Below are 14,617 nucleotides of genomic sequence, written 5' to 3' on the forward strand. Positions count from 1 at the left end.
ATAACCACCTTTGAATTACATGTATGTTGAATCGGACCATTCTTGGAGCAGGGCGTACCACAGGGATTTTACCTTGATAGACCCAGTTACGAATGGTGCCTTTGCTGCATTTAAGCAACAAAGCCAATTCATCTACAGTCAACAAATCATCTATTCTCTTGTCAATGAACACAGAAGCATGCTGCTTCTTATAGTTCTGTATACCATATTCAGTGTGATCACTGAATGTTTCTTTTGTATTTAAACCCTTCAATTGAGAAGGGTTCAAGCAGTCTCCTGAGCATTTTTAGCAGTTATTTGAGGAGTAATAGTGCTTACTTTATTGGCAGTATATTGAGCTTTCTTGATCTTTTTTTGCATGGTTTTCAACATGCTTTCTAAGTCCATAGAATCATTTAGATCATTTAATATGCTTTTAAAATACTCTCTTTTTAAGAAATGATCAGAGATTATTCTGCTCTTATCTTTACTGTAATAAGTGTTGTAAAATCTATTGATAATCCAATCATTCAACTTAGATGAAGTTAATCGAATAAACTTCTGATCTTGTTTTAAATCATCAATCATGGTGTTTAATAAATTCATAGAATTTGAATCTATTTTTCTTCTGCTTATTTTTAATGTTTCATTCATACTTTTTTCTCCTATGTTTATTTTTTATAAATATCTTAAAACCCTTGTTTGAGTTTTAAGGTCGTTTTTTAATGTTTTAAAAAACATTAAATTCTGGTTACTTATAAATTTACCCCTACAGAGTGTGTCAGTTATACAACTGAAGATTAACTGTCAGTGCTCTCTGTAGAGAAATCTTTATTGTAAAGTTAAAACTTTTCCTTTCTGGTTTTTAAATTTAACTGTTCCGTTATGGCTAAGGACATTGTCTAAAGTGCAAAAGTACAATCTTGAATTTTGATTTGTGGTTACTTTTGTTTCACTAAGTTCCATTTGATTTCGAATTGCAGGGCTTGAGTGGATATACAAAATCAATGGATACGATGTTAAGGTGTAGTAATCCAAAATCTTTTTGTGACATTGCTTTTTAGACTTTTGCGATAACTCGAGTTCTAAAGGGACGGTTTGAATTTTCCCAGTACCAAAGTTAAAGTGAATTGCTGCATCACTGCGTAGCCTAGAAAAGCCACTTCTGACTTTTGACGGGTCATGAATGGACTTCTTATGTAGATGATTTTCAGATTCAATTTGTACAACTGTATTTAATGAACACAGTTTTTGTTTAACCTCAATGAGCTTGAGGTCATGCAATATTGAATCACTTTTAAGCTGAGTATAAGAAAAGTCATACCACTCTGAATCAATGTAATGTGCAAATGCTTTTTTTGAAATGCTATAAACATTTTTATATTGCCCATAATGGTTGATTGGTTTTTTATCCAACCAAGAGTAATGAGACAACTTATTCAGACGGTTTACAACCGTCTGATAAGCAATATTGGTAAAAATATTTTGTGCAATGTGTTCAAGTAAAGCTACTCTATGTTCAAAGAGATATTCAAAAATTTGAATATCTCTTGCGTTGATAAGGCAGCCTTTTTTAATTTTGGGCATCGTTATTTCCTTTCTTGTCATCTTCAATAGGAAAATCACTCTGGCTTTTCTCAGTAACTTCAGTCTCTTCAGGAATATAGATAAGCTCTTGCTGATTGTTTCTTTTGAGGATCTCAAACTCACCCTTAATCTGCTTAAGTCTATGCTCCATTTCCTCTTCAGAAATAAATGGGGCCTGTACTGTGCTTAATAATGGACCACATTTCCAAATACCGCGTCCTGCGATATCAGGAAGTTTGTTAGCATCGGCAGCATTAAGAACATTCTGAGAACCAAAGGGTGTATGCATTCTAAAGATCATGCGTCCCTCAATATTGTCTTGAATGTGCGTATCCACGGTTTCTTTGGTCACTTTTTGAGTGGCCAAAACCAAATGAATCCCAGCAGCTCTGCCAAGCTTGGCAATGTTGTGAGTCAGCTCTCTGGCTCGAGCAGATAGCTCATTATCTTCTTTGCTTTTTCCAGCACTTTTGGCAAAAAGTACACTGGCTTCATCAATGCCTACAATAATACGATCAACTTTGTCCCGTTCACAGTTTATAGCCTTGCGTCCTTGCTCAGCTAAATTATTAAATCGCTTAAGCATTTCATCGCAGATTTTTTCTAATGCTGTAACCGCTTCAGTTTCATTTTTTGCAACACTGACATTGGGTAAGTGAGCAAAGTCATTCATCTCAACGCCTTGTTTAAGGTCAATCAAACACATTTGAATGTTCTTAGAGCTTTCCAATAAACCCAGTAAAGCTTGCCTAAAGAACATCGATTTTCCACCACCAGTAGTGCCTGCAATAAGCATGTGTGGCAGTTTGGTGATGTCCTGATCAATATAACCTTCACGTGTTTCTCCAATTCTAAAAGAGTAGGTGGATGTGATTGCATAGTCAGAGTAATGACTTACTTTGGGTAAAGTCTTCTTAGATAAAAGAACTTCAACTAAAGCTGGGTCGGACAGGGCTTTGATATCTTCAACCGGCATATGCATGGCTGAAGCAATGTGATCTTTCTTGTCCGTGATGTCTTTAAATGCTACCCCTGGGCAAGATAAGATCATTTTTTGTTGCATGCTATTGAGTTTTTGCACACTTTTGATTTTGGCTAAGTCACCACTGCCGTTCTTAAGACCCACTTGGTCTAAGCTTTTTTGCATGCGCTTGCGCTGCAATATAAAGTAAGATCCAATACAGCCAAAATACACAATAAGATAAACAGCAAACAGTAGCATGAAATAATAGGCGTCATGACTGTCATAAAGTTTGTACACTGGCGCATCAACAAATCGCCCTAACCAGTCTGTCCATCCGGTAAAGCTTAATAAGTGTTGCTTATGCTTGGCAATAATACAGGATGCTGCCATGCCGATATAAATACCGATATGGGCAAGCAGTCTGTCTTTAGGGAAATGATAAATTCCCCTAAAGACACCGGTAGTGATGATGGCTATACATATTCCTATGCCAGTGAGTACACTGACAATTTGATCTAAATCATTTTTATTCTGTGACATAATTATCTCCTATTGTTGGGTAAAAGCTCAATCCAAAGTACCGTGTCTTTTTTTAAGACAGCGTATTCTTTGACTTGAGATAAATTGTTTAAACTGCGCTGAGTTTCCGTTTGGGAACTTCTATAAATGCTTTGAAGAGCAGCATTACGCATATTTGCTTTGATGGTGGGTTCACCAAATTGATTGAGGGCTTCACGTTCGGTTAAAACGTCACTGGCTCCTGCTAAGACATTGCCGCCTAAGCTGGATAAGAAACGCTTACTTCTACCGGTTTTTTCCTTTCCTCGGATGCCTTCTTGCTTGCTTTTAAAGTCTAAAGTGCGTACACGCACGGGCTTGATTTGACCATCGGGGGTGATGGCTTTGTTCAAGTTGATGTAGACTTTGCTGCCTTTGCCAGGATACTGATAGCCTCCTTGCAAGATGGTTCCAGGAGGAAAGTGCTCTTCTTCATGGTAATGAATGCCCGAGTGCACAATCACTTCAATCACCTTATGAATTCGAGTATCCACATTGTGCAAGAGCATAGCTTGCATGCGAATACCTCTCGCTGGAACAGCCAAGGGATTGTCAAAGCTGACAGCAATCGGTGCTCCATAGTCATAAGGTCGTTGAGGGGTTCTAACTTTGCGCTTTCTTCTTTTCTTAGGACGCACCTTTTTTCTTTTGGGTGTCAGTCCCTTGACAGCTTGATTAGAAACAATCTCATCAGAAGGGCTTTCTAAAAGCTCAGGTTCAACCAAAGCAATATTGCTGTAGCGCAAAGTCTTTTCTTTTTTAGTGTGAAAGAACAAAGAAAAGATCACGGCAAGCAACATCAACATGCCCATGCAAACACTCACTTTGAGGGTATCAATGACTTGTTTAGAGCCATCTTGCTTCATCCAAAATGATCGTAAGAATTGCATAATCTTAGTCATAAGGACCTCCTATTGATAATGATGGATGAATATTTTGATTTGTAACTAAAGTTAAGGCTTAAGCTTTGCTTAGACGGGTAGTAAAAGGTTAAACGTCCAGTAGATGTTTGGCCTTTTTTAATAACACCTTTGCTGATGCTTAAATAGTGTCTGAGCTTTAAGACTTTGCCCATACGCTTAAACTTAACTTTAAGTTTTTTGCTATGAACGGTGCGTGACTTTATGTTCTTAAGCTTAAAGTCTAAGATGTATTGCCCTTTTTTAGGAACATACCTTAAACGTATAAACTCAAGCTTCAGTCCTTTGCCTAAAGAGCGTGAGGCAGCTTTGAAGGTTTGTGCTGATCTTTTTTGTGATTGGATCAATACAATATCATCAAAGTAGGGTGACTGCTCATGACTTAAGAGTTTGAAGTTCAACAAATCATGCTTGCCATAGACAAGCATGTTGCTGATCACAAAACCCTTAGGTCTTATGGCAATATCTTGCCCGTAAACCTGCACATCAAAAAATGCAGGATTACCCAACATGATATTGCGTGGCCGCTCATGCAAACGAATCACACTGACCTTGCCCATTTTTAAATGGACAGGGACTGGCTTATGTTTAACCTGGCTTAAGTGCCAAATCGTTTTTGAAACCCCTACTTGCGTATATATAAAAAGTAACCCTGCAATAACATAGCGGCTCACTTTTCAAATTCCATGATTTTATCAACGTAAAAGCCAAAAGGATTAAACCTGGTTTTGCGACCCTGAATGATGTTTAAACGCAACTGGACTGGCACAATGATAGGAATATCATTGATGCGCAAGATCCGATCAAATACTGCAAAAGCAGCAGTATCGGTTACAATCGGTTTAATGCGAGTGACATATTGTTCAATGGTCTCTCCTTGTTTGTTCTTGGCTTTATCTTTACCTAAGTAAGCGACAAGATCCTTAGAGAATCTTTTGGTGATCATTGGGCGTAAGTTGTAGACCAATTTCTGTGGATCAAACTCTGCCCAAGTATAGCGCTGTTTGACAAACTTCTGGATAAAGTCTTTCAAATCACCAGGCTGCATTTGCAATGCTGCAAGTTCTTTAACGGACTGATCTTTTCTGTCATAAGCCAAGAATGGTTTATTGACCAAGTAAAAGATGCTTGCACTTGAGATCAATAAAGCAACAATGACGACCAAGCTTAAATACTTAAACAGCTCTAAGCTTTTTACCACACTGGTCCATTGATAAACAATGGGCTCAATGCTTTTGTCTTTGACTTTGTGTTTTTTTAATAAATCCTTTTCATTTAGATCAGGATATACTTTTTGCTCTTCATCATGATGCTCAATTAAGTCATCATTTAAAGGACTCTTTTTGGTTATGGTTGTTGTATCAAGATGATTAATATTGGATACTTGATCCACAATTAAGGTGTCTTGATGGTTGATATTCCCTGCGTTTAATCCCTGCTGCAGTTGTTTTGGTTTCATGACTGTTTCTCTTTTTTAGTTGTTCTCCTTGTTTAAGGTGGTGTTAAAACTACGATTGGCCCTATGCTGACCGTAGTGTTTTTGCTGAGCTTTTGGCTCATCAAACTTTGTGTTATCTTTATTGGAAGACATCAAGTTTTGCTTAAACTTATGTCCGGCACTGATCACTGGCATGGCTGAGACACCAGTAGCTACAGATTGCAATCCACTGCTGATCAGTGAGTTGGTAGCAATGGGTACAAAGATCATGCTCAAGCCAATGCATAAGTTGACCAAAGCCGTGGTAAAAAAGTTGTCCCAGCTTTGTACTTCTGGACTGACAGCAAACTTGAGCAGCATGACGCCTAAGATGCTCCACAGTACTTTCCATATGGTTACCTGAATCAAGCCTTTAAACAGACTTGCTGTAATGAAGGATGTATAGCGTGAGACATACATCAGGATCATCAAAGGTGAGACCACATAAAGTATACTCCAGACAAACTGGATGAGGATATTAGTAATGAAAATACCAATATAGGCTATGAGGTAAGACACCAAGTTAATCACAAAGATTAGCGCTTCTCTAAACTGCAGCCACTTAGGGGACGTTTCTTCATAGTTCTTTTGAATCTCATCCAACAGATCAGTCAGCTGTCCAATGCCATTGATGTGTTCGGTTAAGCCATCACCCACCATAGCAATGATCCCCATGATCTGCTCAAAAGACAGTAGTATGATAATCGATATCACTGTTCTTTTAAGAATATTCATGGGATTGGGCGTATACTCATCCACATTGAGAAACTCCAGAATGATCAGGAACAAGACAAAAGGTACCAGCATCATCCAATAAGCGGATACCAAATGAGCTCTGATCTCTCCACAGACTTCTGGTAAAAAACCAAACATTATTCAAACTCCGGCAGTTTAAAACCATCACTGAACATGGACTTTGATTTTTTAAGATCGTCACCTACAGTGTTAAAGTGATTGACTGAGTCTTTGTTATATTTATTGTCCAAAGCCAGCTTCTCACTTTGTAGTTTTAGCATCTGACCATTGACTTTAAGCAATTGATTCAAGGTATGCAGAATCTGGGCATTGGTTTGAGCATTAGCACGCAAAGCACCTTTAGGGCTCAAAGCATTGGCAGACTCTGTGATCTTGATGGCGTTGTCTTCTTGCTCTTTGGCGTACTTAGAGATGTTGACATTCATCTTTAAGCTTTCAGCAATGCTTTTGTCATGCAGCTCTTGAATAGCTGATTCAGCACTGTCTGGTATCTCTCCATACAGCTTTTTAATCGTACTTAAAGCAATGCCCATGCTTTGCAGTTCTTTTAAAACGGCTTCATCTTCAACAGGTAAAGTGTTCTGAATATGATTAAGTCTATCCAAACCACTGTTGACTTGCTCAAGAATATGCCGCTGAGCTCTGCCTTCACGTAAGACACTGCGCAGTTGATTGTAACGTTTCTTACTTTCAACCACGATCTTAATCAGATGTGGAATCGCTGCAGCACTGCCAAATATGGCATAAGCGTTGGTGCTTATACATATGATTAAAATAAACCCTCCAAGTTTTAATGTTCTCATTTTCTTTCATGTTCTCTCTTCTTGTTTGTATTGTTAAAATGCTCTGAAGCAATATAAGTTAAAGCTTCGAGCGTTTGTTTATTAGGATGTTGTTGTTTGACTGTTTGAATGACTTGCTTGTCATTTGGATCAGTGGTGCAAATCCAATACGCCAATTGATCAAAGGATAAACGCAAAATACTTTTACGAGTATCTTGAACATACATTAATTCACTGTAGTGTCCTTTGCTCATGCTTAGAGATTTGACCGCTTCAATTTCAGTATCATTGAGTAATAACTTGTCTTGAAAATCCTTCCAGTCAATACCACGCTGCTTTAATATAAAAGTAGAAATAGTATTGGGTAAAATAGCATCAGCCATAGAAGGATTCTTTAAAAAATCTTTGTAGTTTTGACTGATCGCCAAAATACCAGCATTAAACTTTCTAAAGGTACGATACGCTTCTAAAGTAAAAGCCAAACCACTGGGTGTTTCAAAGAGTTTCCAAGCTTCATCAACGATTAAAAGGTAAGGTCTATCTAACTCACGAGAAGCTTCTGATTGAATGAAGTCTGTAAACAGGAGTAAGAATACATTTTGCAGATCTTCATAAGCGTCTAAGCCTTTGATCTCAATGGTGACTAAGTCCTTGTCAATATTGACATTACTCTGGCCGTCCAACATCTTTCCGTACATGGTATCGCCCGTCCAAGTGTATAAGGTCTGTGCATAGGCATGCATATTTGGATTATCTGAAGCAAGAAGTTGGTTTTTAAAGTCTGATAAGGTAGGTGTAGTATTGACACTTGCTTCATCATAGGTTTTAAAAATCAGTTCTTCTAACTGCGCTTTGTCTCTCTTGGGCAATCCATATTGATGTTTATCGACCAGGATGTTCTCCAATACAGCCAAGATCAGTTTGATCTTATTGGCACTTGGAACACTATGCCCTTTTGGTAAATCAAACATATTCAAGTAAATATCTGAATCAGTTGTTAAGTTGATAAACTCACCACCCAAGACTTCAATAAGCTTTTGTGAGGAGGCGCCATTGTCTATCCAAATGATTTTGGGCGTCGGCTTTTGCCCATAGAACTGTAGCATCAACTGTGAAATGGTAAAACTTTTTCCTGAGCCAGACCCGCCAAAGACTAAGCCATTCCAATTGGGTAGGCTTGAATCAAATGGATTAAGACTAAAGGGTATGTTGTCTTGATTGCTCAATAAGCATACAGGTTTATCATTGCCTTGCCATGCGCTAAAAGCAGGAATCATGTGTGCAGCATTGCTACTTTTTACTTTCTTGCTTCTAAAGGTTTTACATATACCTGGTATATTGCTCATAAAAGCATCCAAACCCGCATAGGTTTCAATCACCCCTTGTGCTTGATTCATCTGGGTGAACGCCTTTAAAACTTCATCACATTTTAAATCAAGGTCTTGATCCGTGTATCCCCAGATAATCACGTTCATGGAGCAGTTAACTAACTTCTCAGTTCCTTCCAATAAATCTTTGGATAGAGATTCAATCTGATTGAGTTTGTTTTCAGACTCTAAGTCTCTAACGCCATTAGAGCCATTGGCCATAGAGTGTGCCAAGCGCCTATGCACTGCCATCTTTTCCATTTCTTTTTTTTGTGTCGGTATCTCAATCGTATGAGAGATCCAGCAATGAAAGGGCAGTTTTAAAATACTCTGCACCATCGAAGCAGTACTGACACCTTCAGGTAAAGTATGCAGACTAATGGTTCTAAACTTCAGTCTGCCCAGTTCAACATTATCTTTGCTGACATGCAGATCAGTCAGTGTTAACTGTGAGACAAAGTCACCGGCTGTATTGTATTGAGCTCTTTGTACTTTATCTAACCTATCTAAGTTTAAATGCTCGTAAAGCATGTCAAACCATTCACTGTTTTTAAGTTTGATCGGCTTAAAATTACAATGCTGCAGTGAAGACTCTATCTGTTTAATATGTCGTTCAAAAGCATAATAATGCTGATCAAAATCTGTTTGTGACAAGCGCTGATATCTTTTAACACTTTTGAAAAAGCCACCTTTGGCCAAACCATGACTTTGACTTCGAACAAAAACATAAAGCTCTGGTTGAAAAAACAGTTTGTCTGTGTTCTTTTTATTTAAAAAGTCAAAGCGATGTTGAGCTATACCTTTGTATGTATCATTACTGTCACTTGATAGTGCTTTATGCTTATTGATGATTGAATCAACGTTGGATGTTAGCCTGTAGAAAAACTGTAGGCTCAATCCTTCATGTGCACTGTTGAGCATGTTTTTTATGTGCAACAGTGTTGTGTTGATACTTTCTGCTGTGGCTAGATTGATGTCTATGCCATTAAGTTTAAAGCCTATGCCTAATGAGCCATCATCAAATACCATTGTATCTTTGAAAGGATGCCAAAAAGGCAAAAGCTCAGCTATACTAGGATAGCTTGATTGTTTTGATAACATGTTGTTTCCTTTGTTGTAGGGTTTTTGAATATTGGCCAGCACTATAAAAGCCTGCTTGTTGATGAAATCGAACACAGTGCTTTAAAAAATCATCAGGTTTGTTGCGTTTTCCCAATAGAAGCACTCCTGCCAATAGACTTGGCAGTACAAAAACCATAATAATGTTAAGTGATGTCTGACCGAACAATACGTTCATGATTGAGGCAAAAATTAAGACCAAGAGAAGATCTTGGGCGTTGATACCCAAGATCTTAAACTGGCTCTCTAAATGCCGATGAATCTCACTAGAATGAAGAGAAGCCATCGCCATTATCCTGCCGCACTTTGAATGAAAGCAATGATCTGCGGTGCCATAAAGCCTATGGCACTGGCTGTGATCACAGCAAAGATTTTACCTTTTGCTTCTGCGCTTCCAGAGATAGATAAGAATGCTGCATAAATCAATCCCAGAACACTCATCAAGGGTAAAACCACGCCAATGAGTTGCCCGGTGAGATTGCTCATCTTGCTTTCAAATCCACCAAATGCATACGCTCCATCTGGAGCTATAATTAAAAACCCTACAAATAACCCTGCTAAAGCAGCATGTCTCACTTCACCTTTCTAAGCAATAACTCATGATTATAGGGTGGGATTTTAACTTTGATGCTACCAGTATCCGTTGAATGACCTTGACCCACAGTGGTTCTATAGTTTTTCTTGCCGTCGTAAGCTTCAACTTTGTAGGTTTCCTTATTGTTGGAAAAAGATGTAGCTCTTACGTAGAATCTTCTGCTTTGAGGAAACATATCGATCTTAAGTCTATAGTCTCCTTCAAACTCTTCTCTAAAAGCAACACCTGCGGGGTAATGTTTTTGATTGTATGGATCTCTCCATTCCACATTTATTTTTTCTGATTTTTTATCGTCATACATAATGTATTCTTCCTTTTTGTTTAATGTTCATACTATCCAAACTCATAGACCCATAAGTCCAGCGTTAAGAGATTTGGATGGATTGTGACTAAATCGTTGTTGATGCAAACGACGCAAAGTTTGTAATGCATCTTTGTACAATGCATGCACCCGTTTCATGGGCAGCTTGCTTGTTTTTGCAATATTACTCAAGGACATGCCTCGATAAAAATGCAAGTGCGCCACCATGAACTGTTGCATAGGTAAAAAGTGCAGCTCTCTTGCGAGAAAGTACTTTTCATCTTCACACAGCAATGTGCTTTGATTTAGTTTTTGTTTATGATTTATATTCCCTGCAAATTCAACATGTCTCACCTAAAAGACCTTAAGCTTGATGTTGAACGTCCCTGCCAAGATATCATCTTGAACATATTTTCCTCCTTTAACAGAAGTCATTAATGCTTTGCAACACTTTTTTTAAAAAAATTAAAAAAAGTTTTAAAAAGTCAAAAACAACTTCTTTGTATTTCTGTTACACCAATGCATAAGCATAATGCGTGCCAAGTTGAGAAAAATAACAAGGGCATAAAAACCGTCCGAAAATCGAACGATACTGACTGAATACAAAACGATTGCGGTGTAAGTTCAGTCTGATTAAGGGATAAATTGTTCTTTGGTCGTTACTCTATACAGATTACATGCGACATTGAAGATGATGGCTTGAGAATCACTTGTCGCAATGGGAGCTATTTTCCTTTCCATGCATCGCCATGGAGTTTGTTTAATAAATTGTTAGATACGTAATGATAAGCGTCCTGTATGTTCCATGTTTTGTTGCTCGCAAGAAGAGGAATCATATCTTTTTTAAAAATACTGTCTTGCATTTTTAAACTTAAATTGGATTCAAATTGGGCTCTTGATACTGGCAGGTTTTGTTTTCTTGTATAATGCTCAAAGCATTGAACTAGCTTGTCTTCGTTAAAATCAAGAGCTTGCTTTGCTTCATGCAAATCAAATAAGTCCCTTCCTTTTTTTCTTTGATACAAAGCCCGCAGCTTTGTTCCAAGAAGTTCTTCAAGTTCGTAGGTCAGGATATTCACATTTTTTGTAAACCACGGATTGTTAACTTTAAAAGGTTTATGAATAAGTTTAAAAACATTGTTATGTTCTCGTGTATTGATTTCAATCTTAAGACGCATTTTTTTAATAGGGTGAATGCTTGTTTCAAATCTATAAATGAACGTAACGCGACCTTCTCCTCGCTTATATTTGGGTTGTCCTAGCCAAGGATTTAAGGTTTCATGAATGGCGTCGGCCGTAGGACCAATGGGTTCAGCGTGTATTTGCGTTAAATCAATATCTTCAGAGTAACGCTTTAACTGTTTGATGAAAATTTTGTGTAAAGCAGTTCCCCCTCTAAAAGCCAGTTTCTCAGACAGTATAGGATTTGAATACAGTTCAGCTAAAGCTTTAGATAAGATGAGATCTTGTTCCACCAAAGCATCATCTTGCCAAGGCGCTTGCGTTGCTTTCCAAGCAGTAATATTTGCAGCAGGAATCATAAGTCTGGATCGATCCTTTCATTGATAATAATGCGCCATTTTTGATCCAATTCGCCGTCCTGTTGGCTATGACTTGGAATTAAATGGGTTTTGTTTTTTTTCTTTGGCAAAGCTTCATAAAGAGCCTTTGCAATAGAGTGTTCTTCAATAAAGTCTAAAATATATCCAAGTCTTTGACATACAGTAATAGGATAAACATGAACAAGGTCTTTGACTTTATCTTGTCGTATCACTTCAGCTAACTCGATTAAGACCGTGGCCACGTTATGAATATGACCACAGACTTCCATATACATAACCAAATCAAAAGCAGTGGCTTCTGGAGATGAAATAAGCATTGTTCCTGTTTGAGTGGTTTTTTCTATGCTCGGAATATCAAGCGTGTTCTTTTTGATCTGATAATAAATCCCCAGCTTTTTAGATGCACGAATCTGTTTTTGGCTGACTACTTGAAACTGCATAGAAGCTTGGTGACTTGCTCCATGCAAAGACGCTGCTGTCAGTAATCCAACATAATAAGGAGCGTTGAGGTATTGCATCAAAGGGTCGATATACCAAGAAGGCGGCACGACACCGGTGCTTTTGTATTCAATGGGGACAATTGCATAAAAGCCTTGAGCGGGCTTAATGATTCGCTTTTTTTGCAATAAGCGATGTAACGCGATTTTTGTGTTTTGTTTTGACCTATGAGGGAGTTTAAATATATCTTCAAGAGTGAAGGTATACTGTCCTTGCTTTTGTAATTGGTCTATATATTGGCTTATTGATTCCACTGTATTTACAAAAGTATACAAAAAATGTATACTTTTGTAAATTGAAATGAAAAAAGTTGAGTAGGAAAAGCAATGAATCAAGTAATTATCAGAAGAGCAAAACAGCAAGATGCTGCAGAAATTGCCAATGTACACTTAAATTCATGGAAAGAGACGTATGTAAACCTTTTGCCTGATGATTTTCTTGAAGGTCTGCATCTAACATTTAAAAGCCGCTATGAGCTTTGGAAAAACGTGACTTCAAATCAAGATCAAATATGTCTGGTTGCAGAGTGTAAAGATCATGGCGTTGTTGGCTTTATTACGGGTGGAGATGGACGTGATGAAGAACGAAGCCATGAATTAGAAGTTTACAGTATTTATCTTCTTAAAGCGTATCAGGGTAAAAAAATTGGCTTTGGCTTATTAGAGCAATTTTTTCTAGAGCAATTAAATAGGAATTATCAGCAAGCGTATTTATGGGTTTTAAAAGATAACCCAACCATAAAATTTTATGAGCAAACAGGTGCGAGCTATCAGAATATTGATAAAAAAGATGAAATAGGTGGCAAAGAAGTTTCTGAACTACTTTATTCCTGGCAAAAATTAAGCTTGAGTTAAGTGACAAAATAGAGAGCTTAGAGCAATATGCAATATGTTCAAAATAGCACAGATAATGATTAATTTTCCGCAAATTACATATTGTAGTGCTAGGCGATCGTAATAACGCATAGCATAAAATAACTGTTGCAAAAGCCTTACTTATTTTGTTATAAGTCTGATTTATGAGATGGGTAGTGAAAATATTAAATTTATTTTTGAGCATTTATATAAGCTCATGTGGTTTAGGTAACGATGTTTTAAGTCGATCAGACTTTATTGAAGACAGAGACGTAGCTTTAGAAATAATTGATGGTAATGAACAGTCTGGGGTAGTGAATCAACCTTTGGCTAACGCATTAGTTGTAAAAACGATTGATGATGAAGCTTTACCTGCTAGCAATGAGAGAGTTGAGTTTCGTGTTGTGGAAGGTACAGCAAGTGTCACGTCTGTTGCTTATACAAATTCAAGCGGTTTGGCTGAAGCCAATGTAACAGTTGGACCAAACCCAGAAAATATTAAAATAAGAGCATACTGGCCAAAGGGTGACAGAGAAGTCTTTTTTGATGTATTTGGCAGTTTAGCAATTTTAAAAATAAACTCAGCACCAGGTTTTAATAATGAGCCTAAGTGTGTTCGAGAAAATGAAGAGTTCTCTGTGCCAGTCGTTATAGAGCTTATAGGTGCTAACAATACACCTATCGCTAATACAGATATTGTAGTGTCTATTAACAATGGTTCTTTAGATCAAACAGCTTTTGAAAGCAGTGTTACATACACCACAGCAAGTAACGGCAAAATTACATTTGATGTGGTTGCAGGAGTAACTGAGGAAGACGAATACAAAAAAGATATTAGAGTGACAGCAATTGTTCCAAGTATGATTGACACTCAACCCATTGTTTTAGATTTAGAGACAACAAAAGATAAATTTATAGAAGCATTATCACCAGAGACTCAATATGCGTTTAGCCCAGAGTTTAACGTTGATCAGTTTACCTTCTTTGTAAGGGTATTTGGAGAATGTGATGCTATCCTAGAAGGTGAGCCGGTACAGTTTGAGCGTAGATGGACAGCTAAAAGTGATTCTCCTTGTGCTTATGATGCAGCTGCACCTCATTATGAAGATTGGTATGTTCATGGAACTACTTTAACAAACGCACACGGATATACTGCATATTCACCTGATTTAGAGGTTGAATATTTGGAGCAAAATATCATGTTGCTTCGTCATAACGATGTCAGAGCTAGCTTATTTAATAGTGTAAATTCAAATATTCCAAACTTTAAAGCCAACCATTATATTTGTGGAGAGTAG

18 protein-coding genes are annotated in these 14,617 nt (G+C 37.6%); 2 read left to right on the forward strand and 16 right to left on the reverse strand.

Annotated elements, in window-relative coordinates; genetic code table 11:
• The 16 genes from MRY82_06865 to MRY82_06940 form a co-directional block, all read right to left on the reverse strand.
• A partial coding sequence (locus tag MRY82_06865; protein MCI5072641.1) for a helix-turn-helix domain-containing protein occupies nt 1-268 on the reverse strand: 268 nt, incomplete at its 3' end.
• Nucleotides 265-633, reverse strand: coding sequence for a hypothetical protein (locus MRY82_06870; protein MCI5072642.1), 369 nt, complete (start codon nt 631-633; stop codon nt 265-267). The genes MRY82_06865 and MRY82_06870, both read right to left, overlap by 4 nt.
• 177 nt (nt 634-810) lie before the next feature.
• Complete coding sequence (locus MRY82_06875) at nt 811-1,566, reverse strand: hypothetical protein (protein MCI5072643.1); 756 nt, start codon at nt 1,564-1,566, stop codon at nt 811-813.
• Complete coding sequence (locus MRY82_06880) at nt 1,553-3,070, reverse strand: hypothetical protein (protein MCI5072644.1); 1,518 nt, start codon at nt 3,068-3,070, stop codon at nt 1,553-1,555. The genes MRY82_06875 and MRY82_06880 overlap by 14 nt, the downstream gene beginning before the upstream one ends.
• Before the next feature lie 2 nt (nt 3,071-3,072).
• Nucleotides 3,073-3,990, reverse strand: coding sequence for a TrbI/VirB10 family protein (locus tag MRY82_06885; protein ID MCI5072645.1), 918 nt, complete (start codon nt 3,988-3,990; stop codon nt 3,073-3,075).
• Entirely contained in the window at nt 3,987-4,682 is a 696-nt protein-coding gene (locus tag MRY82_06890; GenBank protein ID MCI5072646.1) for a hypothetical protein, read from the reverse strand. The genes MRY82_06885 and MRY82_06890 overlap by 4 nt, the downstream gene beginning before the upstream one ends.
• Nucleotides 4,679-5,467 carry a hypothetical protein gene (locus MRY82_06895; GenBank protein MCI5072647.1) on the reverse strand — a complete coding sequence of 263 codons (789 nt, stop codon included), beginning with the start codon at nt 5,465-5,467 and terminating at the stop codon, nt 4,679-4,681. Before MRY82_06895 ends, MRY82_06890 begins: the two co-directional genes overlap by 4 nt.
• Nucleotides 5,468-5,482: 15 nt before the next feature.
• A complete protein-coding gene (locus tag MRY82_06900) occupies nt 5,483-6,358 on the reverse strand; it encodes a hypothetical protein (protein MCI5072648.1) in 876 nt (291 codons plus the stop codon).
• A complete protein-coding gene (locus tag MRY82_06905; GenBank protein ID MCI5072649.1) occupies nt 6,358-7,044 on the reverse strand; it encodes a hypothetical protein in 687 nt (228 codons plus the stop codon). Before MRY82_06905 ends, MRY82_06900 begins: the two co-directional genes overlap by 1 nt.
• Nucleotides 7,041-9,491, reverse strand: a complete 2,451-nt coding sequence (locus MRY82_06910; GenBank protein MCI5072650.1) for a TraC family protein — start codon at nt 9,489-9,491, stop codon at nt 7,041-7,043. The genes MRY82_06905 and MRY82_06910 overlap by 4 nt, the downstream gene beginning before the upstream one ends.
• Nucleotides 9,463-9,795 carry a hypothetical protein gene (locus MRY82_06915; GenBank protein ID MCI5072651.1) on the reverse strand — a complete coding sequence of 111 codons (333 nt, stop codon included), beginning with the start codon at nt 9,793-9,795 and terminating at the stop codon, nt 9,463-9,465. The genes MRY82_06910 and MRY82_06915 overlap by 29 nt, the downstream gene beginning before the upstream one ends.
• 5 nt (nt 9,796-9,800) lie before the next feature.
• Nucleotides 9,801-10,085 carry a hypothetical protein gene (locus MRY82_06920; GenBank protein MCI5072652.1) on the reverse strand — a complete coding sequence of 95 codons (285 nt, stop codon included), beginning with the start codon at nt 10,083-10,085 and terminating at the stop codon, nt 9,801-9,803.
• Entirely contained in the window at nt 10,082-10,405 is a 324-nt protein-coding gene (locus MRY82_06925; protein ID MCI5072653.1) for a hypothetical protein, read from the reverse strand. The genes MRY82_06920 and MRY82_06925 overlap by 4 nt, the downstream gene beginning before the upstream one ends.
• A 42-nt stretch (nt 10,406-10,447) precedes the next feature.
• On the reverse strand, nt 10,448-10,759 hold the full coding sequence (locus MRY82_06930; GenBank protein ID MCI5072654.1) for a hypothetical protein: 312 nt from the start codon (nt 10,757-10,759) through the stop codon (nt 10,448-10,450).
• Nucleotides 10,760-11,130: 371 nt separating this feature from the next.
• Entirely contained in the window at nt 11,131-11,946 is an 816-nt protein-coding gene (locus tag MRY82_06935) for a nucleotidyl transferase AbiEii/AbiGii toxin family protein (GenBank protein MCI5072655.1), read from the reverse strand.
• A complete protein-coding gene (locus tag MRY82_06940; GenBank protein MCI5072656.1) occupies nt 11,943-12,719 on the reverse strand; it encodes a type IV toxin-antitoxin system AbiEi family antitoxin in 777 nt (258 codons plus the stop codon). Before MRY82_06940 ends, MRY82_06935 begins: the two co-directional genes overlap by 4 nt.
• Before the next feature lie 72 nt (nt 12,720-12,791).
• Between MRY82_06940 and MRY82_06945 the strand changes: the two genes are divergently transcribed.
• Both MRY82_06945 and MRY82_06950 read left to right on the forward strand, forming a co-directional pair.
• Entirely contained in the window at nt 12,792-13,319 is a 528-nt protein-coding gene (locus tag MRY82_06945) for a GNAT family N-acetyltransferase (protein ID MCI5072657.1), read from the forward strand.
• Between the two features lie 176 nt (nt 13,320-13,495).
• Nucleotides 13,496-14,617, forward strand: coding sequence for a hypothetical protein (locus MRY82_06950; GenBank protein ID MCI5072658.1), 1,122 nt, complete (start codon nt 13,496-13,498; stop codon nt 14,615-14,617).

The sequence above is a fragment of the bacterium genome (assembly GCA_022763185.1).
In the GTDB taxonomy this organism is placed as follows: domain Bacteria; phylum Bdellovibrionota_G; class JALEGL01; order JALEGL01; family JALEGL01; genus JALEGL01.

Bases quoted from the DNA above. Each gene is read 5' to 3' on its own strand.
- MRY82_06870 (MCI5072642.1), bottom strand. From the start codon at position 633: ATGAATGAAACATTAAAAATAAGCAGAAGAAAAATAGATTCAAATTCT.
- MRY82_06875 (MCI5072643.1), bottom strand. From the start codon at position 1,566: ATGCCCAAAATTAAAAAAGGCTGCCTTATCAACGCAAGAGATATTCAA.
- MRY82_06880 (MCI5072644.1), bottom strand. From the start codon at position 3,070: ATGTCACAGAATAAAAATGATTTAGATCAAATTGTCAGTGTACTCACT.
- MRY82_06885 (MCI5072645.1), bottom strand. From the start codon at position 3,990: ATGACTAAGATTATGCAATTCTTACGATCATTTTGGATGAAGCAAGAT.
- MRY82_06895 (MCI5072647.1), bottom strand. From the start codon at position 5,467: ATGAAACCAAAACAACTGCAGCAGGGATTAAACGCAGGGAATATCAAC.
- MRY82_06900 (MCI5072648.1), bottom strand. From the start codon at position 6,358: ATGTTTGGTTTTTTACCAGAAGTCTGTGGAGAGATCAGAGCTCATTTG.
- MRY82_06905 (MCI5072649.1), bottom strand. From the start codon at position 7,044: ATGAGAACATTAAAACTTGGAGGGTTTATTTTAATCATATGTATAAGC.
- MRY82_06910 (MCI5072650.1), bottom strand. From the start codon at position 9,491: ATGTTATCAAAACAATCAAGCTATCCTAGTATAGCTGAGCTTTTGCCT.
- MRY82_06915 (MCI5072651.1), bottom strand. From the start codon at position 9,795: ATGGCTTCTCTTCATTCTAGTGAGATTCATCGGCATTTAGAGAGCCAG.
- MRY82_06925 (MCI5072653.1), bottom strand. From the start codon at position 10,405: ATGTATGACGATAAAAAATCAGAAAAAATAAATGTGGAATGGAGAGAT.
- MRY82_06935 (MCI5072655.1), bottom strand. From the start codon at position 11,946: ATGATTCCTGCTGCAAATATTACTGCTTGGAAAGCAACGCAAGCGCCT.
- MRY82_06945 (MCI5072657.1), top strand. From the start codon at position 12,792: ATGAATCAAGTAATTATCAGAAGAGCAAAACAGCAAGATGCTGCAGAA.